At 63.0% G+C, this 17,887-nt stretch carries 17 protein-coding genes; 9 read left to right on the forward strand and 8 right to left on the reverse strand.

From position 1 onward, the window contains the following. Positions 1-65: 65 nt before the first annotated feature. The 8 genes from JAO85_RS00615 to JAO85_RS00650 all read right to left on the reverse strand — a co-directional run bounded on the left by JAO85_RS00615 (position 66) and on the right by JAO85_RS00650 (position 7,308). Entirely contained in the window at positions 66-710 is a 645-nt protein-coding gene (locus JAO85_RS00615; RefSeq protein ID WP_012837841.1) for a 3'-5' exonuclease, read from the reverse strand. A 134-nt stretch (positions 711-844) separates the two neighbouring features. Continuing rightward, the gene (locus tag JAO85_RS00620) at positions 845-1,627 is read right to left on the reverse strand and encodes an enoyl-CoA hydratase/isomerase family protein (RefSeq protein WP_039048440.1); all 783 of its coding nucleotides are present in this window, start codon (positions 1,625-1,627) and stop codon (positions 845-847) included. Next, entirely contained in the window at positions 1,627-3,183 is a 1,557-nt protein-coding gene (locus JAO85_RS00625; RefSeq protein WP_039048441.1) for a long-chain fatty acid--CoA ligase, read from the reverse strand. Before JAO85_RS00625 ends, JAO85_RS00620 begins: the two co-directional genes overlap by 1 nt. Before the next feature lie 41 nt (positions 3,184-3,224). Further along, the gene (locus JAO85_RS00630; protein ID WP_202787226.1) at positions 3,225-4,382 is read right to left on the reverse strand and encodes an acyl-CoA dehydrogenase family protein; all 1,158 of its coding nucleotides are present in this window, start codon (positions 4,380-4,382) and stop codon (positions 3,225-3,227) included. A gap of 2 nt (positions 4,383-4,384) precedes the next feature. Beyond that, a complete protein-coding gene (locus JAO85_RS00635) occupies positions 4,385-5,215 on the reverse strand; it encodes an SDR family NAD(P)-dependent oxidoreductase (RefSeq protein WP_012837845.1) in 831 nt (276 codons plus the stop codon). A 30-nt stretch (positions 5,216-5,245) separates the two neighbouring features. Next, positions 5,246-5,659, reverse strand: coding sequence for a MaoC family dehydratase (locus tag JAO85_RS00640; RefSeq protein WP_039048442.1), 414 nt, complete (start codon positions 5,657-5,659; stop codon positions 5,246-5,248). A gap of 12 nt (positions 5,660-5,671) precedes the next feature. Next, positions 5,672-6,112, reverse strand: coding sequence for a MaoC family dehydratase N-terminal domain-containing protein (locus JAO85_RS00645; RefSeq protein ID WP_039048443.1), 441 nt, complete (start codon positions 6,110-6,112; stop codon positions 5,672-5,674). 11 nt (positions 6,113-6,123) lie between these two features. After that, positions 6,124-7,308, reverse strand: a complete 1,185-nt coding sequence (locus JAO85_RS00650) for a lipid-transfer protein (RefSeq protein ID WP_039048444.1) — start codon at positions 7,306-7,308, stop codon at positions 6,124-6,126. A gap of 125 nt (positions 7,309-7,433) precedes the next feature. Between JAO85_RS00650 and JAO85_RS00655 the strand changes: the two genes are divergently transcribed. From JAO85_RS00655 to JAO85_RS00695, 9 genes are all read left to right on the forward strand, one after another. Beyond that, positions 7,434-8,453, forward strand: a complete 1,020-nt coding sequence (locus JAO85_RS00655) for an AraC family transcriptional regulator (protein WP_012837849.1) — start codon at positions 7,434-7,436, stop codon at positions 8,451-8,453. Positions 8,454-8,541: 88 nt separating this feature from the next. Continuing rightward, positions 8,542-9,189: a TetR/AcrR family transcriptional regulator gene (locus tag JAO85_RS00660; protein WP_237734645.1), complete on the forward strand. Its 648-nt coding sequence runs from the start codon at positions 8,542-8,544 to the stop codon at positions 9,187-9,189. Further along, entirely contained in the window at positions 9,189-10,079 is an 891-nt protein-coding gene (locus tag JAO85_RS00665) for an SDR family oxidoreductase (protein ID WP_003069767.1), read from the forward strand. The genes JAO85_RS00660 and JAO85_RS00665 overlap by 1 nt, the downstream gene beginning before the upstream one ends. Then, positions 10,076-11,719 carry an acyl-CoA carboxylase subunit beta gene (locus tag JAO85_RS00670; protein ID WP_039048446.1) on the forward strand — a complete coding sequence of 548 codons (1,644 nt, stop codon included), beginning with the start codon at positions 10,076-10,078 and terminating at the stop codon, positions 11,717-11,719. Before JAO85_RS00665 ends, JAO85_RS00670 begins: the two co-directional genes overlap by 4 nt. Before the next feature lie 50 nt (positions 11,720-11,769). Further along, positions 11,770-12,948, forward strand: a complete 1,179-nt coding sequence (locus JAO85_RS00675; protein ID WP_039048447.1) for an acyl-CoA dehydrogenase family protein — start codon at positions 11,770-11,772, stop codon at positions 12,946-12,948. Between the two features lie 10 nt (positions 12,949-12,958). Then, the gene (locus JAO85_RS00680) at positions 12,959-13,792 is read left to right on the forward strand and encodes an enoyl-CoA hydratase/isomerase family protein (RefSeq protein WP_039048448.1); all 834 of its coding nucleotides are present in this window, start codon (positions 12,959-12,961) and stop codon (positions 13,790-13,792) included. Beyond that, a complete protein-coding gene (locus tag JAO85_RS00685; RefSeq protein ID WP_039048449.1) occupies positions 13,789-15,762 on the forward strand; it encodes a biotin carboxylase N-terminal domain-containing protein in 1,974 nt (657 codons plus the stop codon). The genes JAO85_RS00680 and JAO85_RS00685 overlap by 4 nt, the downstream gene beginning before the upstream one ends. Further along, positions 15,759-16,901, forward strand: coding sequence for an acyl-CoA dehydrogenase family protein (locus tag JAO85_RS00690; RefSeq protein ID WP_039048450.1), 1,143 nt, complete (start codon positions 15,759-15,761; stop codon positions 16,899-16,901). Before JAO85_RS00685 ends, JAO85_RS00690 begins: the two co-directional genes overlap by 4 nt. 102 nt (positions 16,902-17,003) lie before the next feature. Continuing rightward, complete coding sequence (locus tag JAO85_RS00695) at positions 17,004-17,870, forward strand: 3-keto-5-aminohexanoate cleavage protein (RefSeq protein WP_012837857.1); 867 nt, start codon at positions 17,004-17,006, stop codon at positions 17,868-17,870. Positions 17,871-17,887 lie beyond the last annotated feature (17 nt).

Below are 17,887 nucleotides of genomic sequence, written 5' to 3' on the forward strand. Positions count from 1 at the left end.
TGTCGGGCGCAGAGTCTATGGTGCTTTGACGATTGGCTTCTTTTCGCGATCTGAGGGCTGAACGCTCACGACCTCGGACTCCTGGGGCCGCGTCGGGCAAGGACGGGTTGTGTGCTTTCCCAGGCGGGCAGGCGGGCATAGATCACGACCGGAGCATGGGCGTCATTGGCGGCATAACGCCGCTGGGCCGGGCTGAGTTCTGTGGCAGCCCAGTTGGAGGTGGTGGTGCGCTTGGACTTGCGAAAGCTCTGCTGGAGTACCAGCGCTGCGGCGGCGCGCACACCCACTGATGGGCCATAGCCTAGCCGCTTGAAGCGGCTGTCCAGATCCTGAATATTGATCAGCGGCGCCCCCAGCCTGCGGGGCAGGGAGTGTTTATCGTTATCGAGCCCGAAGCCGACCTTGCAGATATGTTCTGCAGCCAGCACCATGCGCGACACCTCCAGAGCCATGGGCCTATGCAGTTGCAGCAGCCAGACCTGACTGGCCGTGGCAAGCTGCACCAGATGAGGGCCGCTGTCTTGCTGACCAATATTGAAGATGGGTTTGCTTTCCGTGTCAAAGCCGAGCACGGGCTCGGCATTCATGGCCTTGAAGGCGGCTTCAAATTCGGTTTCGGACTGCGGTATGTGGATTGCATGTTCGGGCAATTCCAGAAACGGAGGGAGCAGGGCACTTTCGTCCTTGCTGGGTGCAATCAATCGGGGCATGTCGGTGATTACACACCAGCTTCGTGCTTATCCCCAGAACATGTGGTCTGGCCTGTGGGTAAATATCGGAATAAATGCGCAAAGCCTTGACTGGCAAGGCTTTGCCTGTTGCGCCTAAAAAACAGGCAAACGATTTAGCGACGCTGAAACACGGGCTTGCGCTTTTGCAAAAAGGCCGTCACGCCTTCGAGGCTGTTTCCGGAGCGAGCGCAGGCCAGCATGGCTTCGCGCTCGGCACTCAGTTGCTGCTGAAGATCTTGCCGATGTGCCGAGTCACAGAGGCTTTTGATGCCCGCCAGGGAGTTGGTGGGGCCACCGGCAAGCTCTTCGGCCAGCGCGGTTGCCGCTGCCAGCAACTGTTCGGGCTCGTGCAGCTCGTCGACCAGGCCCATGCGCAGACAGTCCTCGGCCGCGACGGCGCGGTTGCTCATCAGAATGCATTTGGCCCTGGCAGCACCGGCACGGCGGGTGAGATAGCCCGATACACCAAGATCCGGGCTCAGGCCGATGGCGGAGTACCCTCCGCGCAAAAACATGTGACGGCTGGCCAGTACCAGGTCCGCACACAGTGCGAGCCCGATGCCGCCACCTCCGACAGGGCCTTGCACGGCACTGATGACTGGCAGCGGCAAGCTGGCCAACTGATGCATGACAGGGTTGAGCAGATCAAGCATGGCGCCGATCAGCGGTGCCAGTCGCTCGCGATGTTCGCCAAACTCGCTGATATCGCCCCCGACGCAGAATTGCTTACCGCTTGCGGAAATGAGCAGGGCACCGATATCCGCGTTGCAGGCCCGCTCTACCACTGCCTTCAGGTTGTGAGCCATGGCCGTGCTGATCACGTTGCCCCGCTCGGGCTGGTTCAGGACCATATGACCTACGCCGTTGCGAACTTCCCAGAGAACCAGATCAGACATCAGGTGACCTTTCTTTCATGATGGGCCCAGAACGGGGCCCGCAAGCTGGTCTTGAGGATCTTGCCTGCACCGGATAGCGGCATGGCCTCGACAAAGGAAACATCACGGGGACATTTGTAGCCGGCGATGCGCTCCTTGCAGAAATGGATCAGCTCCTGGGCTTCCAGGCTCTGTCCGGGCTTAAGCACGATGAAGACATGAACCTGCTCGCCCCAATGCTCATGGGGAATGCCTATGACGGCGCACGAGGCCACGGCAGGATGGGTGGCAATAACGCTCTCCACCTCGATGCTGTAGACGTTCTCGCCACCGGTAACGATCATGTCCTTGATGCGGTCCACGACAAAGACGTAGCCTTCGTCATCCATGCGGCCGCCATCCCCCGTATGCATCCAGCCATCACGGATGGCGGCTTCGGTTTCGGCGGGCTTGTTCCAGTAGCCCAGCATCACTCCGGGGCCCCGAACCACAATTTCACCGACCTCGCCACGTGGCACCTCCCGCCCTTCGGGATCGACGATGCGCACCTCGGTGCAGGCCGTGGCGCGTCCGGCGCTGCGGTGGCGGCCCTTGGCCCGGCCTGGCTCGCGGTGCATCTCGGGGGAAAGAATGGTGGCGATGGGGGATACCTCCGTCATGCCATAGGCCTGCACAAAATCCACGTCGGGGATGGTCCGCATGGCCCGGTCCAGCAGGCCCTCGGAGATGGGTGAGGCTCCATAAGCCATCTGACGCAGCGACTTCAGATCATATTTGTGCAGATCGGGGTGGTCCACCAGCATTTGAATCATGGTGGGCACCAGCAGCGTATCGGTCACGCCGGTGCTGGCGATGGCCTGCAGTACCGCGAGAGGATCGAAGCGCGGCACCATGACATGGCAGCCGCCTGCGGCGAACAGGGCATTCATGAACGCACCGTCAGCCAGATGGAACATGGGGGCTGCGTGCAGGCCAATGCTGCCTGCGCGCACGATCTGTGACGACACGCTCGAAATGGCATTGGTATAGAGATTGCGATGGCAGAGCATGACCCCCTTGGGAGAGCCAGTGGTGCCACCGGTATAGAAGACGCCGGCCAGATCGTCGCCGCTGCGCATGGAGTCTTCAACCGGGCTGCTGTCTGCCACCAGCGCTTCATAGGAGAGCATGTTCTGCGGGGCAGGGCCATCGCCCAGATGGATCAGCGTTTGCAGGGAGCGGGACAGCTTGAGGAGCTCCGGTGTCAAAGGCGAAAAACTGTCATCCACCAGCAGAATGCGGGTGTCGCAATCATCGAGAGAGTAGGCGATCTCGTTGGCGCTCCAGCGGATATTGATGGGGTTGACGGCCACGCCTGCCCAGTAGCAGGCCATGTAGTACTCCAGATACCAGTCTGAGTTGAGGCTCAGAATCCCGACCCGGTCGCCAGCCTGGGAGCCCAGCGCTTGCAGCGCACCGGCGAAGCGGGCGACGCGGTCTTCCAGCTGCGCAAAACTGCGTTTGCGACCGTTGTAGATGCTGGCTGTGGCATGGGGCGTCTGCTGCACGGCGCGACGCAAGCTTTGCGTGAGATACATGGCTGGCCTTTCTTGAAACAGAGAAAGCGATCAATGCGAGGCTATTGGGCGAAAAGGCGTCTGGCGATCAGGTCCTTCATGATTTCGTTAGCGCCGCCGTAGATCTTCTGGATCCGGGCATCGGTGTACAGGCGCGCGATGAGGTATTCCTCCATATAGCCGTAGCCGCCGAACAGCTGCAGGCATTCATCCATCACCTTGCACTGCTGCTCGCTGCACCACCACTTGGCCATATAGGCGGCCTCGTTATCCAGAGTGCCGTCGAGCAGGCGCTGTATGCAGTCGTTGACAAAGCTGCGCACCACATGGGCCGTGGTGGCGCATTCGGCCAGCTTGAAGCGCGTGTTCTGGAAATCTGCAATCGTCTGGCCGAATGCCTTGCGTTGCTGGGTGTAGTCCACGGTCAGTGCAACAGCCATCTCGATGGCTGCAGCGGCGCTGACTCCCAGTAGCATGCGTTCATAGGGCAATTGGCTCATCAGCTGCTTGAAGCCTTGCCCCTCGGTGCCTCCCAGCAGGTGGCTGACGGGTATGCGCAGGTCTTCAAAGAACAGCTCGGCAGTGTCCGAAATATGCTGACCGATCTTGCCTAGTCTGCGGCCCACGCGAAAGCCGGGCAGGTTTTCCGTCTCCAGCACCACCAGCGATACGCCGCCGCTTCCGGCATCTCCGGTGCGCACGGCCACCACCAGCAAATTGGCCGTGTAGCCATTGGTGATGAAGGTCTTGGAGCCATTGATGACGTAGTGCTCGCCATCGCGCTGGGCCCGTGTACGCATGGCCTTGAGGTCGGAGCCCACGCTGGGTTCGGTCATGGCGATGCCGGCCAGCAATTCGCCGCTGCAAAGCCTGGGCAACCAGCGCTGCTTTTGTTCCTCGGTTCCATAGGCCAGCAGGTAGTGCGAGGCGATGGTGTGCACGCTGGTGATGGCATGTACCTCGGCCTTGGTCAGCTCTTCCTGCACCACCAACTGATAGGCCAGATTGCCGCCACCGCCACCCCATTGCTCGTCCATCTCGGGCAGCAGAAAGCCATATGTGCCAAAGCCGCGCCAGATCCCGCGCGGCACGTAACCCTGAGCGCGCCAGGCGGGTACATGGGGTGCCAGTTCGCGCTCTATGTAGCGGCTTACCTGCTCTCTGAAAGCATCGATATCTGCATTCATCCAGGCATGTTGAAAGGGTTTGGGCAGCAGCATGTTCAGACCCCTGTCAGGCCGCCGGTACACATCAAGGTCTGGCCGCTGATGTAGTCCGACTCGGGTTGGCAAAAGAGGTAGACCGCACCCGCCGCTTCGTCGGGCGTGCCGGCGCGACCCAGGGGAATCGTCTGCTCCATGGCTGCCATCAGGCCGGGGTTCACGCCTACCTTGATGTCGCGGCCTTCGATGTGGGCCGTCTCGCCATTGGCGGCGGAGTTGGTCAGCCTGGTCTTGATGAGTCCGAATGCCACGCAGTTCACATTGACGTTCATGCGTCCCCACTCTTTGGCCAGCGTCATGGTCATGCCCGTGATTCCGGCCTTGGCCACGGAGTAGTTGGTCTGGCCCGCATTGCCGAACAGGCCCGCTACCGATGAGATATTGACCACCTTGCGCATGACGCGCTGGCCAGCTTCCAGCTCGGTCTTGGATAAGGTCCTGATAACAGGCTGGGCCGCACGCAGTATGCGAAACGGTGCCGTCAGATGGCAGTCGAGAATGGCGTACCACTGCTCGTCGCTCATCTTCTGGATGACGTTGTCCCAGGTGTAGCCGGCGTTGTTGACGATGATGTCCAGTCCCTGGTATTGCTGGACGGCGGCGCCAACAAAGCGCTCGGCAAAGTCGGTGTGGGTGACATTGCCCACGCAGGCAACGGCCTCGCCGCCCATCTCGCGTATCAGGGCCAGGGTCTCATTGGCGGGTTCGGCATCGAGGTCGTTGATGACCAGGCGTGCGCCTTCGCTGGCCAGCTTGAGGGCGATGCTGCGGCCTATGCCGCGGCCCGATCCTGAAACCAGGGCTACCTTGCCGTCGAGTTTTCCTGTCATTGCTGTCTCCTTGGGCGAATCAATACGTTCTCAGGGCAGGCTGATCCAGGCATCGCCCGCGATCTTGGTCTGGCCATGCTGGTTGGTGCTTTGCACCTCGACGCGGACGCTGCGGTCCGCATCTCGTTTTTCCATAACGCGGCCCGTGCACGAGATCGCATTGGCCAGATGGGTAATGCCCTGAAAGCGCACGTCGAAGCGGCGCAGCCTGGATTGCGGCGCCCAGTTGGTCAGCAGCCGCCCCAGCCAGGCCATGCCCAGCATGCCGTGGGCAAACACATCGGGCATGCCGGCCTTGCGCGCAAAGTCGGTGTCGATATGAATCGGGTTGTGGTCGCCCGAGGCTCCGGCAAACAAGGCCAGCGTGGTGCGGCTGAGCGGGGACAGTTCGAGGGGCGGCAGTGCATCTCCAACCTGGACCTTGTCGTAGCGAGGGGTGTTCATTGCCGGCCCTTTCTAGTTGCGAACCACGATGACGGAGCGCATCTCGGCCACCAACTCGTTGTTCTGATTGACAGCGCGCGATGACTTCACGACAAATTCCAGCGCGCCGTTCTTCTTGCTGTAGATGTCATCGATCCTGGACTGCACCGTGATGCGGTCTCCGGCGCAGACGCTCCGGTGATAGCAGAAGCTCTGCTCGCCATGCAGGATCTTGGCGATCGGGATGTTCAGGGTTTGCAGGAGCAGGTCGGACGCGCCGCTGTCCATCTCCGCCGCAAACAAAAAGGTGGGGGGCGCGGGCAGGTCCGGGTAGCCCGCTGCGCGGGCGGCTTCCAGGTCGGTATAGATGGCGTTGTTTTCACCGATGGCCTTGGCAAAGAAGCGCAGGCGGCTGCGGTCCAGGCTGAGCTCGGAAGAGGGAAGGGCATGCCCTATCCATTGGGTGTCAATCATTGGCCACTCCTTCAGACGCGCTCGTAGAGGGTGACCACGCAGGCGCCACCGAGGCCGAGGTTGTGCTGCATCGCCAGGCGGGCATTGGCAACCTGGCGCTGATCGGCGCGGCCGCGCAGTTGCTGCACCAGCTCCGTGCACTGGGCAAGGCCGGTGGCGCCCAGCGGGTGGCCCTTGGACAGCAGGCCGCCCGAGGGATTGGTCACAAACTTGCCGCCATAGGTGTTGTCGCCGTCACAGACAAACTTTTCCGCGCCGCCCACAGGGCACAGGCCCAGGGCCTCGTAGGTCAGCAATTCGTTCTGTGCAAAGCAGTCATGCAGCTCCACTACGTCCACGTCCTGGGGGCTGATACCGGCCTGTTCATAGACCTGGCGCGCAGCGTCCTGTGCCATGCTGAAGCCCACCACTTCGCGCATGTCGTGGGCCTCGAAGGTTCTGGGGCTGTCCGTGGTCATGGACTGGGCGAGGATGCGCACGCTGTGGTCCAGGCCATGCTTGAGCGCATAGGCTTCCGACACCAGCAGGGCCGCCGCCGCGCCGCAGGTCGGTGGGCAGGCCATGAGCCGGGTCATGACGCCCGGCCACATCACGGGAGAGGCCATGACCTCCTCCTCTGAAACCTCGGTGCGGAACAGGGCCAGGGGATTGCGCGCTGCATGGCGGCTGGCCTTGGCGCGGATCTTGGCAAAGGTGGAAAGCTGCGTGCCGTACTGATCCATATGCGCCTTGCCTGCTCCGCCGAAGTAGCGCAGTGCCAGTGGCACGCCGTTATCGCCGACCAGGGCATCGGTTTCCGCTTCGAATCGGTCAAAGGGGCTGGGCCGGTCGCTAAAGACCGAGCCCAGTGCGCCAGGGGTCATCTGCTCGAACCCCAGGGCCAGCACACAGTCGGCAGCGCCGCTGGCCACGGCTTGACGTGCCAGGAACAGTGCGGTGGAGCCGGTGGAGCAGTTGTTGTTGACATTGATGATGGGAATGCCGGACATGCCCACCTCATAAAGCGCTCTCTGCCCGGCGGTGGAGTCACCGTAGACATAGCCCACATAGGCTTGCTGCACTGCGTCATACGCGAGGCCTGCATCTGCCAGCGCCAGGGACGTGGCGCTGGAGCCCATCTGGAAGTAGGGATCACTCTTTCCGGGCTTGGCAAATGGAATCATGCCTACGCCGGCAACAAACACATTGCGACTCATGGGGGCTCCTTGGGAAAGTGGCAAACAGGTGTTGGGCAATGAGAGTCATCGTAGGAATTACCGATGCGCAAACCCATTGCCGAGCGCATCTTTCGTATGTCAAAAGACCTCAATGTGATCTGTTCATGGCTGCTGCTTCCATCATTCCTTTCACGATCTCCATGGCGCTGGTGCGGGGTATTGCTGCCGGGGTGAGAAGACGCGGCCATGACTGCGAGGAGCTGCTGCTGCGTGCCGGCATAGCCCCTTTGCTGCTGGCGCAGGACGGCGCCAGAGTCACGGCAGACCAGTATGTGGCGCTGATGTGGCGAGTGGTGGAGATGCTGGGGGATGAGGCCATGTGCCAGTTCTCCAGACCGCTCAAGCGCGGCAGCCTGGAGCTGATTGCGCGTCAGGCCCTGTCAGGGCATGGAATGGAGACCGCGTTGCAGCGCATGTGCCAGGCCCATGTGCTGCTGCAGGATCAGGTGGATGTGCAACTGGTGCGTGATGGAGCGCTGGCGGGCATTGTGCTGCGCCCTGTGGGCGATGAGCCCTTGCCCAATTTCCTCTATGAGTTTTCCCTGCGCGTGCTGTGGCGGCTTACTGCTTGGCTGATGGGCGGAACGCTCAAGGTGCAGCACTTTGACTTTGCCTTCGGCCAGCCTGATTACGCCAACGACTACGGCGATACCTTTCCGGCGCCCTTGCATTTCGGTCTGCCGTTTTCGGCATTCTGGTTTGATGCGCGCAAGCTCGCCCGTGTCTGCAGTCGCGACGAGCAGGCACTGCAGACCTTTGTGGCCAGCTGGCCGGCGGCAGCCATCATGCCGCCGCGTACGGGAGAAGGTGTGGATGCCCGTGTGCATGCCCATTTGCTGCAGTCGCGTCCGCAGTGGGCGGGGCTGGAAGCCACGGCCGCCGAGCTGAACATGTCGGCCCCTACGCTGCAGCGCAAGCTGGCGGCTGCGGGCACCTCCTTTCAGGCCATCAAGGATGAGCTACGCCGGGATATCGCGGTCTCCCGACTGGGAACCAGCAAAGTCAGTTTTACGGAGCTGGCGGCAGACCTGGGGTTTGCCGACGCAGCGGCGTTTCAGCGTGCCTTCAAGGGCTGGACGGGCAGCTCGCCAGGCCTTTACCGTGCCAGGCCGGTTGAGAGCTGATTGCTTGAAAACCCTTGCGTACAAGCCCTAGTTATTTTTACAAAGCAAATGATTGGTAAAAATAGCAAAGGCCGATATGCTGCGTCTCATGCAAACAAGTCATGAAGCAGTCATAGCAAAAAAGCGCGGTCGCGGCAGGCCACCCAAATCGGCCGATGAGCGCAATGAAAGCATGCGTCGTGGCGAGCTGGTGAAGGTCGCGGCGCAGCTGTTCAGACAGCGCGGATTTCACGGCACCAGCACACGCGATATCGCCGCAGCCGCAGGCATGCAGCCAGGCTCCCTGTTCTATTTTTTCGAGAGCAAGGAGGCCATCCTGCATGCGGTCATGCGCGATGGAATGGCACAGGCTGCCGCGAGCCAGGCCGCTGCGCTCGATGGGTTGACGGCGCGTGCCAGCGGTGTGCAGCGCCTGCGGGCCCTGGTGCGCAATCATCTGCAGATCATGGTCGGTCCGGAGAGCGACTTCATCCCCGTCATGCTTTACGAATGGCGGCTGCTCAGTGATGAACAGCGTGTGGATGTGGGGGCGCAAAAAGACGAATACGAGGCGCAGTGGATGCCTGCACTGCAGGCGCTGCATCACACGGGAAAGCTCAAGGCCAGTCCCGAGATTGCGCGCCTGTTGATCTTCGGTGCATTGAACTGGACGGCTCAATGGTTTACCGAGGGCCGCGGGCTGACGCTGGATGAGTTGACCGAGCAAGCCCTGGCCTTATTCATTGGAGAGCACTGATGTACCGATCCGTATTCCGTGCCGCATTGTTTGCGGGGCAGGTGGTTGTGGTGACCGGTAGCGGCTCGGGCATCGGCCGCTGTGTTGCGCACGAGCTGGCATCCCTGGGCGCCACAGTTGCCTTGGTGGGACGCAATCAGGACAAGCTGGCTGCTGTTCAAGCCGAGTTGCAGCAGGCCGGAGTATCGGAAGATAGAGTCAGCCGGCACGGAGCGGATATACGGGATGAGGCTGCCGTCAAAGCGCTGGTGACCGAGGTTCTGGCCCGCCACGGGCGCATCGACGCCCTGGTCAATAACGCGGGTGGGCAATACATCGCACCCCTGGCCAGCATCGGAGCCAAGGGCTGGCAGGCCGTGCTGGACACCAATCTCACAGGCGGCTTCCTCATGGCGCGCGAATGCTTTGTGCAACACATGGCAGAGCATGGCGGCTCCATCGTCAACATGGTGGCCGATATGTGGGGCTCCATGCCGGGCATGGGGCACAGCGGCGCGGCGCGAGCAGGCATGGTCAGCTTGACCGAGACGGCTGCTGCGGAATGGGCGCCCCATGGCGTGCGTGTGAATGCCATCGCACCCGGCTACATCGCCTCCAGCGGCATGGATCATTACCCACCCGAAGCGGCAGCCATGCTGCGCAAGATGCCCGCTACCGTGCCGGCGGGGCGCTTTGGCAACGAGGCCGAGGTTTCCGCCTCCATCGTGTTTTTGCTCAGTCCCGCAGCCAGTTTCATCAGCGGCACGGTGCTGCGCGTCGATGGCGCCCGTCCCCAGGTGCGCATGGGCATGGGGCCGGTGGCCGCCAGTGCCGAGGTGCAGCAACGCGGCGCAGTGCGTGCATTTGACGGCTTTTCTCTCTACCAGACTCCCAAGGTGTTTCAGTCATGAGCGTCTTTGCATCGCAATGGAATGCAGCCGGCGAGCAGGCGCAGCAGCGCCGGGCCGCCACGCTGGCGCGCATCGCCGCGCTGCGTGAGCTGGAGCAGCGGGCGGCCCAGGCATCGCAGCGCTCCAAGCCGCAGTTTGAAAAGCGCGGCCAGTTGCTGCCGCGCGAAAGAGTGGCCTTGCTGCTGGACCCGGGTGCCCCCTGGTTGCCGCTGTGCTCACTGGCAGGCTATCTGCAGGACAGGGCAGACCCTGAAAAATCCGTGCCCGGCGGCGGCATGTTGGCGGGCATCGGCTTTGTCAGCGGCGTGCGCTGCATGGTCGTGGCCAGCGACTCGGGCATCGAGGCGGGAGCCATCCAGGAAAAAGGCCTGGACAAGATGCTGCGCGTGCAGGAGATCGCGCTGCAGAACAAGCTGCCCTTTATTCATTTGGTGGAGAGTGCAGGCGCCAATCTCATGCGCTACCGCGTCGAGGGCTTTGTGATGGGCGGTGCCTTGTTTCGCAACCTGGCGCGGTTGTCGGCCGCAGGTTTGCCTGTCATCACCGTGCAGCATGGCTCGGGCACGGCTGGCGGTGCCTATATGCCGGGGTTGTCGGATGTGGTCATCATGGTGCGCGGTCGCTCGCGTGCCTTTCTGGCTGGACCGCCCTTGCTCAAGGCGGCGACCGGTGAAATTGCGACCGAGGAAGAGCTGGGTGGTGCCGAGATGCACACCAGTGTCTCGGGGCTGGGCGAGTATCTCGCGGAGGACGACCGCCAAGCCCTGGGCATGGCACGCGCCGTGGTGTCTCAGCTGTCTCAGTGGAAAAGGCCTGAAGCGCTTGATATATCCAAACGGGAGGCTATTGGTTCAGGAATCGTCGAGCCGCTTTACCAGGCCGATGAGCTCTTGGGGCTGATGCCGGCACACCATCGCGAGCCAGTGGATATGCATGAAGTCATGGCGCGGCTGGTCGATGGTTCCGAGCTGCTGCTGTTCAAGTCCGGCTACGGTGCGGCCACGCTGTGTGCGCAGGCGCATGTCGGGGGGCATGCAGTGGGCCTGATCTCCAACAACGGTCCCATCGATGTGGCGGGTGCCAACAAGGCTGCGCATTTCATCCAATGGATGTGCCAGCTCGATCATCCCATCATCTATCTGCAGAACACCACGGGCTATATGGTGGGCAAGGACAGCGAGCAGGCCGGCATGATCAAGCACGGCAGCAAGATGATCCAGGCCGTGACCAATGCCACCGTGCCGCAGATCACCATTCAGTGCGGGGCCAGCTTCGGTGCGGGCAACTACGGAATGTGCGGCCGCGGCTATGCGCCGCGCTTTCTTTTCAGCTGGCCCGGCGCCAAGACGGCAGTGATGGGCGGCGAGCAGGCCGCCAGCACCATGCGCCAGGTCACCGAGGCCGCCATGGCACGCAAGGGCTTGCCCGTCGATGCCGAGCTGATGCAAAAGCAGTACGACCAGATCGTGGCCATGTTCGAGGCCCAGGCCGATGCGCTGGTGACCAGTGGACTGCTGCTGGATGACGGCGTGATCGACCCGCGCGACACCCGAGAAGTGCTCTCGTTCTGCCTGCAGACCTTGCACGAAGCGCAGCAGCGCACGGTGCGCCCCGTGCAGTTCGGGGTCGCTCGCATGTAGTGCCGCACCTTTTCCCTTTTCTTCCAAACAGGACTCGACGGAGACAAGCCATGCAATGGACCCATGAACATCTGGAAGTGCGCAAGACCCTCAAGCGCTATATCGACGAGAAGATCAATCCTCATGTCGATGAATGGGAGCAGGAGGAGATCTTCCCGGCGCACCAGGTGTTCAAGGGGCTGGGCGATCTGGGCCTGCTGGGCCTGACCAAGCCAGAAGCCTATGGCGGCTCGGGGCTGGATTACTCTTACAGCCTGATGATGGCCGAGACTCTGGGCCATATCCGCTGCGGCGGCGTGCCCATGGCCATTGGCGTGCAGACCGATATGTGCACGCCCGCACTGGCACGCTTTGGCAGCGATGCCTTGCGCGATCAGTTTCTGGCGCCTGCCATCGCGGGCGATATGGTGGGCTGCATAGGCGTGAGCGAGCCCGGTGCGGGCAGCGATGTGTCGGGTATCAAAAGCCATGCCCGCAAGGATGGCGATGACTACATCATCAGCGGCCAGAAGATGTGGATCACCAACAGCATTCAGGCGGACTGGATGTGCATGCTGGTCAACACCGGCGATGGACCGGTGCACAAGAACAAAAGTCTCATCATGGTGCCGCTGCGGGAGGGCCCGCGCGGCAAGCTGACCAGAGGCGTGGAAGTGGCGCAGAAGCTGCGCAAGATCGGCATGAACTCCTCGGACACGGGCCTGCTGTTCTTTGACGAGGTGCGCGTGCCGCAGCGCTATCTGGTTGGGCAGGAGGGGCAGGGCTTCATCTATCAGATGCAGCAGTTTCAGGAGGAGCGGCTCTGGGCCTCGGCCAGCGGCCTGCTCGCCATGGAGGACTGCATTCAGCAGACCATCGAGTGGGCACAGCAGCGGCAGATGTTCGGCAGCACCCTGATCGATCAGCAATGGGTGCAGTTCAAGCTGGCCGAGCTGCAGACCGAAGTCGAGGCGCTGCGAGCACTGACCTATCGTGCCGCTCAGATATATATGGCGGGCCAGGATGCGCTGCAACTGGCCAGCATGGCCAAGCTCAAGTCGGGGCGGCTGACGCGTGAAGTGGCCGATACCTGTCTGCAGTTCTGGGGTGGCATGGGCTTTACCTGGGACAACCGCGTCTCGCGCCTGTACCGCGACGGGCGTCTGGGCTCGATAGGCGGCGGTGCCGACGAGGTCATGCTGGGCATCATCGGCAAGACCATGGGGCTGATCAAGCGCCAGGCGCACTGAGGAGCGGCGCATGACTCAGGTGCTTGAAATCGAACGCCTTCCCTTGGGCAGCGGCTTTGTGGAATGGTGGCGACTGAACTCGCCGCAAACCCGCAATGCACTGACTGATGAGGTGGTGCAAGCCTTGCGCGATCACGCCGCCAGAGCGCAGAAGGATTCACTGCTGCGCGTGGTAGTGCTGTTCGGCAACGGCGGGCATTTCTGTGCGGGTGGGAGCCTGGGAGGCTTTGCCAGCAGCATAGGCTCGCCGCTGCCTGCGGGCGCGCAGGACCCGCTGGTTCAGGTCAACCGCGAGTTTGGTCATCTGCTGCAGCAGCTGGCAGAGCTGCCCCAGTTGCTGATCGCTGCCGTGCAGGGCGCAGCCATGGGCGGCGGTGTGGGGCTGGTCTGCGTGGCCGACTGGGTGGTGGCGGATCAGCAGGCCGTCTTTGCCACACCCGAGGTGACGCTGGGCATTGTTCCCGCGCAGATCGCGCCTTTTGTGCTGCGCAGGCTGGGCGACGGCTTGGCGCGTCAATGGCTGCTGGGCGGCCAGCGTTGGACCGCAAGTCAGGCACAGCAGGCAGGCCTGGTTCAGGCTGTGATCCAGGCCACAGACGCTGTCCACTGGCAGAGCCAGCTGCAGCAGCAGCTCGAGATCTGCGCCCAGGCCGCACCGCAGGCGGTGGCCGCCACCAAGAGGCTGCTGGCAGCCATTGGGGGGCAAAGTCTGGATGCATCGCTGAACCAGGGCGCGCAGGCCTTTGCCAGTGCACTGCGCAGCGCTGAGGCAGGGGCGGGGCTCAAGGCCTTTTCCAGCAAGCAGCCCGCTCCCTGGACCTGCATTGCAGGAGGCACATCATGAAGCGCATTCTGATTGCCAATCGTGGCGAGATTGCGCTGCGCATCATGGCTACGGCCAGGCGCATGGGCATAGATACCGTGGCGGTGTACTCGGATGCGGATGCGGGAAGCCTCCATGTGCAACAGTCCACACAGGCCTATGCACTGGGCGGGCTGACATCGGCACAGAGCTATCTGGACATGCACAAGCTGCTGGCGGCCGCCAAGGCAACAGGGGCCGATGCCGTGCACCCCGGCTACGGCTTTCTCAGCGAGGATGCCGGCTTTGCCCAGGCCGTCCAGGAAGCGGGCCTGATATGGATTGGCCCGCCGCCGGCGGCGATTCGCCAGCTCGGCAGCAAGGCCGCCGCCAAGCAACTGGCCAAGGCCCATGGCGTGCCCTGTCTGCCGGGCTACGAAGGCGATGACCAGTGTGACGCGCGCTTTGCCGACGAAGCCGCCATGATTGGCTACCCCGTCATGGTCAAGGCCGTGGCTGGAGGGGGTGGGCGCGGCATGCGGCTGGTGGAGAGTGCCAAGCAACTGCATGCCGCTCTGAACAGCGCACGTTCGGAGGCTCTGGCTGGCTTCGGCAACGGTGACTTGCTGGTGGAGCGTGCCGTCATGCATCCGCGTCATGTGGAGGTGCAGGTGTTTGCGGACGGGCATGGCCATGTGATTCATTTGGGGGAGCGCGATTGCTCGGTTCAGCGTCGCCACCAGAAGATCATTGAGGAAGCCCCCAGTCCGGCCGTCAACGCCGAGCTGCGTGAGCAGATGGGCAGCTGTGCCGTGGCCCTGGCCAAGGCCGCAGGCTATGTGGGTGCTGGGACGGTGGAATTTCTGGTCGAAGGCCGGCAGTTCTATCTGATGGAGATGAACACCCGACTGCAGGTCGAGCATCCTGTGACCGAGGCCTTGACGGGCCTGGATCTGGTCGAGTGGCAGATTCGCGTGGCGCGTGGCGAAGCCTTGCCGTTGACGCAGCAGCAGGTTCGGCTCGACGGCCACGCCATCGAGGTGCGGCTGTGCGCCGAAGATGAGAACTTTCAGCCACATGCCGGCGTGGTGCGGCATTTCTCGCCCCCCGAGGCTGCCATCTTCAGCCGCGCGCCGCTGCGCTTTGACCACGCATTGCACATCGGCAGCGAAGTCACGCCCTATTACGACGCCATGCTGGGCAAGCTGATCGTCCATGCGCCAACGCGGGAGCAAGCCATCGACCGGCTGATTCATGCGCTGGGCCGGCTCAGGGTGCTGGGCTTGCCGACCAACCGCGCCTTTCTGATTGAATGCCTGAACGACGAGGTGTTCAGGCGCGGCCAGGCTCTGATCTCCTATCTGGCGGGCGATGCGCCACGCTTGCAGCAGCAGCTGCGAGAAAAGGAAGCTCTGGCGCACCAGCACTGGGGAGCGCTGTGCGCCGTGGGCCAAAGGCCGGGGCCGCTGGCTTGCAGTTATGCCCAGTTGCGCAAGCTGCAGCACCGGGGCCGGACACAGGAGCTGACCCTGAGGCCCGAGACCGCACAAAGCTGGCTGCTGCAGTGGCATGGCGCCGAGCCTGCGCTGCTGCAGGTGGACGAGTTGTTGGGCGATGGCTGGCGAGCGAGATGTGAGGGCCTGACCCAAACCGTGCAGGCCGTGCAACTGCCCGCCGGGCAGGGCGGCTCGCGCTGGCATCTGCAGGCCGGCGGCGTGGACTGGTGGCTCGAAGATGTGAGCTATGCCCCGCCCGAGAATGCGGCAGCAGCGGGCCAGACTGCAGAACTGCGCGCGCCGTTCAACGGCCGTGTGGTGCAACTGGGGGCGGTGGCCGGGCAGGCGCTCAAGGCCGGCGATGTGGTCGTGGTCATCGAGTCCATGAAGCTGGAGCACAGCCTGAGCGTGAGGGCCGACTGCCGGGTGGAGGCCGTGCTGGTTCATGCCGGCCAGCAGGTGGCGCCGGGCCAGGTGCTGCTGAAACTGGTGCCCCTGCCTGGAGGACCCACATGACGGATGCCGCCGAACGCGAAATGCTCTATGACCTGGTGCGCCGCTTCGCGCGCGAGCATATCGCTCCCCATGTCACGGCCTGGGATGAGGCCGGCGAGTTCCCGCGCCAGCTCTATCGCCAGGCCGCCGAGCTGGGGCTGCTCGGCATTGGCTACCCCGAGGAGCTCGGTGGTACTGCGGCTACACACAGCCTGCGCGCAGCTCTGTGGCTGGCGCTGTGCCGCTACGGCGGCAGTGGCGGCGTGCTGGCCAGTCTGCTGTCGCACAACATCGGCCTGCCGCCCGTGGTGGCTCTGGGTAGTGATGCGCTCAAGCAGCAGGTGGTGCCCGATGTGCTCTTGGGCCGCAAGATCGCGGCGCTGGCGATTACCGAACCCGGCGGCGGATCGGACGTGGCGGCGCTGCGCACCAGGGCCAGGCGCGAGGGCGACGAGTATGTGATCGAGGGCGAGAAGACCTTCATCACCTCGGGCATGCGTGCCGACTGGATCACGGTGGCGGTGCGCACGGGCGAGGAGAGAGGTGCTTCCGGCATTTCCCTGATCCTGGTGCCCGGCGACAGCGCGGGACTGCGCCGCAGCCAACTGCACAAGATGGGCTGGCAATGCTCGGACACGGCCCATCTGTTCTTTGACGGCGTGCGCGTGCCGGCCAGCAATTTGCTCGGGGCCGAGGGCGAGGGCTTTCGCGCCATCATGCACAACTTCAACGGCGAGCGCCTGGGCATTGCCTGCGCAGCGCTGGGCTTTGCCCAGGCCTGCTATGACGAGGCGCTGGCCTGGGCGCAGCAGCGCCAGACCTTTGGCGTGACGCTCAATCAGCATCAGGTCATACGGCACAAGCTGGTGGACATGCAGCAGCGCCTGCGCAGCACCGAAGCCTGGATCAATGCCGTCTGCGCACGTGCCGACGGCGGCGATAGCGGGGCGGACTGGGTGGGCGAGGTCTGTGTGCTCAAGAACCACGCCACCCAGACCATGCAGTTCTGCGCCGACACGGCGGTGCAGATTCTGGGCGGCATGGGCTTTATGCGCGGCACGCTGAGCGAGCGCATCTACCGCGAAGTCAAGGTGCTGACGATTGGCGGCGGCACCGAAGAAATCATGAAAGAGCTTGCCGCACGCCAGTGGCGTATCTAGCGCGGCTGTCGCAGCGGCGGCCGTCGTTGTCGGGAAATTTGAGCGAAATCAGCCTGAAACGCTTATTTGTAAAGCGTTGTCAGCTTCTATTTAAGGAGCGATATGTCCGATAAAGCCATTATTACCTGTTCCATTACCGGGGTGCTGACCGACCCGAACCAGCATCATGTGCCTGTGACGCCAGAGCAACTGGCGCAGGAAGCACGCCGAGCTTATGACGCTGGCGCATCGGTGGTTCATGTCCACTTCAGGCGCCAGGAAGAGGGCAAGGGGCATCTGCCCAGCTGGGACCCGGCAGTGGCCAGGGCTTGCGTGGATGCCATGCGTGCAGCCTGTCCTGAGTTGATCATCAATCAGACCACCGGCGTGGTCGGCCCCGATTACCAGGGGCCGCTGGACTGTCTGCGTGCCACGCGCCCCGAGATGGCGGCCTGCAATGCGGGCTCGCTCAACTATCTCAAGACCCGCAGCAACGGAAGCTGGGCCTGGCCGCCCATGCTGTTCGACAATCAGCCCGCCAAGGTGCAGGACTTTCTCGATGTGATGGCAGAGACCGGCACATTGCCCGAGTTCGAGTGCTTTGACGTGGGCATCGTGCGCTGCGTGGGCATGTATGTGGAAACCGGCATGTACCGAGGCCTGCCCGAATACAACTTCGTGATGGGTGTGGAGTCCGGCATGCCGGCCGACCCCGATCTGCTGCCCATACTGCTCAGGCTCAAGATCAAGGATGCGCCCTGGCAGACCACGCTGATCGGGCGCAGCGAGATTTGGCCCACCCATCTGCGCACGGCCGAGCTCGGCGGACATTTGCGCAGCGGGCTGGAGGACACCTTCTATCTGCCGGACGGCAGCAAGGTCGCATCCAACGCTCCGCTGATCGAGCAGCTGGCGCGCTATGCGCGTGATGTGGGGCGTGAAGTCGCCACTCCCAGGGAAGCCAGGCAGATGCTGCACCTGGCGGCCTGAATCGGGGAGAAGTCACA

Source organism: Comamonas sp. NyZ500, from assembly GCF_016772095.1.
Taxonomy (GTDB): Bacteria; Pseudomonadota; Gammaproteobacteria; order Burkholderiales; family Burkholderiaceae_C; genus Comamonas; species Comamonas thiooxydans.

Excerpts from the sequence above, each read along its gene's own strand:
- JAO85_RS00615 (WP_012837841.1), bottom strand. The coding sequence starts at position 710 with ATGCCCCGATTGATTGCACCCAGCAAGGACGAAAGTGCCCTGCTCCCT.
- JAO85_RS00620 (WP_039048440.1), bottom strand. The coding sequence starts at position 1,627 with ATGTCTGATCTGGTTCTCTGGGAAGTTCGCAACGGCGTAGGTCATATG.
- JAO85_RS00625 (WP_039048441.1), bottom strand. The coding sequence starts at position 3,183 with ATGTATCTCACGCAAAGCTTGCGTCGCGCCGTGCAGCAGACGCCCCAT.
- JAO85_RS00630 (WP_202787226.1), bottom strand. The coding sequence starts at position 4,382 with ATGCTGCTGCCCAAACCCTTTCAACATGCCTGGATGAATGCAGATATC.
- JAO85_RS00635 (WP_012837845.1), bottom strand. The coding sequence starts at position 5,215 with ATGACAGGAAAACTCGACGGCAAGGTAGCCCTGGTTTCAGGATCGGGC.
- JAO85_RS00640 (WP_039048442.1), bottom strand. The coding sequence starts at position 5,659 with ATGAACACCCCTCGCTACGACAAGGTCCAGGTTGGAGATGCACTGCCG.
- JAO85_RS00645 (WP_039048443.1), bottom strand. The coding sequence starts at position 6,112 with ATGATTGACACCCAATGGATAGGGCATGCCCTTCCCTCTTCCGAGCTC.
- JAO85_RS00650 (WP_039048444.1), bottom strand. The coding sequence starts at position 7,308 with ATGAGTCGCAATGTGTTTGTTGCCGGCGTAGGCATGATTCCATTTGCC.
- JAO85_RS00655 (WP_012837849.1), top strand. The coding sequence starts at position 7,434 with ATGGCTGCTGCTTCCATCATTCCTTTCACGATCTCCATGGCGCTGGTG.
- JAO85_RS00660 (WP_237734645.1), top strand. The coding sequence starts at position 8,542 with ATGCAAACAAGTCATGAAGCAGTCATAGCAAAAAAGCGCGGTCGCGGC.
- JAO85_RS00665 (WP_003069767.1), top strand. The coding sequence starts at position 9,189 with ATGTACCGATCCGTATTCCGTGCCGCATTGTTTGCGGGGCAGGTGGTT.
- JAO85_RS00670 (WP_039048446.1), top strand. The coding sequence starts at position 10,076 with ATGAGCGTCTTTGCATCGCAATGGAATGCAGCCGGCGAGCAGGCGCAG.
- JAO85_RS00675 (WP_039048447.1), top strand. The coding sequence starts at position 11,770 with ATGCAATGGACCCATGAACATCTGGAAGTGCGCAAGACCCTCAAGCGC.
- JAO85_RS00680 (WP_039048448.1), top strand. The coding sequence starts at position 12,959 with ATGACTCAGGTGCTTGAAATCGAACGCCTTCCCTTGGGCAGCGGCTTT.
- JAO85_RS00685 (WP_039048449.1), top strand. The coding sequence starts at position 13,789 with ATGAAGCGCATTCTGATTGCCAATCGTGGCGAGATTGCGCTGCGCATC.
- JAO85_RS00690 (WP_039048450.1), top strand. The coding sequence starts at position 15,759 with ATGACGGATGCCGCCGAACGCGAAATGCTCTATGACCTGGTGCGCCGC.
- JAO85_RS00695 (WP_012837857.1), top strand. The coding sequence starts at position 17,004 with ATGTCCGATAAAGCCATTATTACCTGTTCCATTACCGGGGTGCTGACC.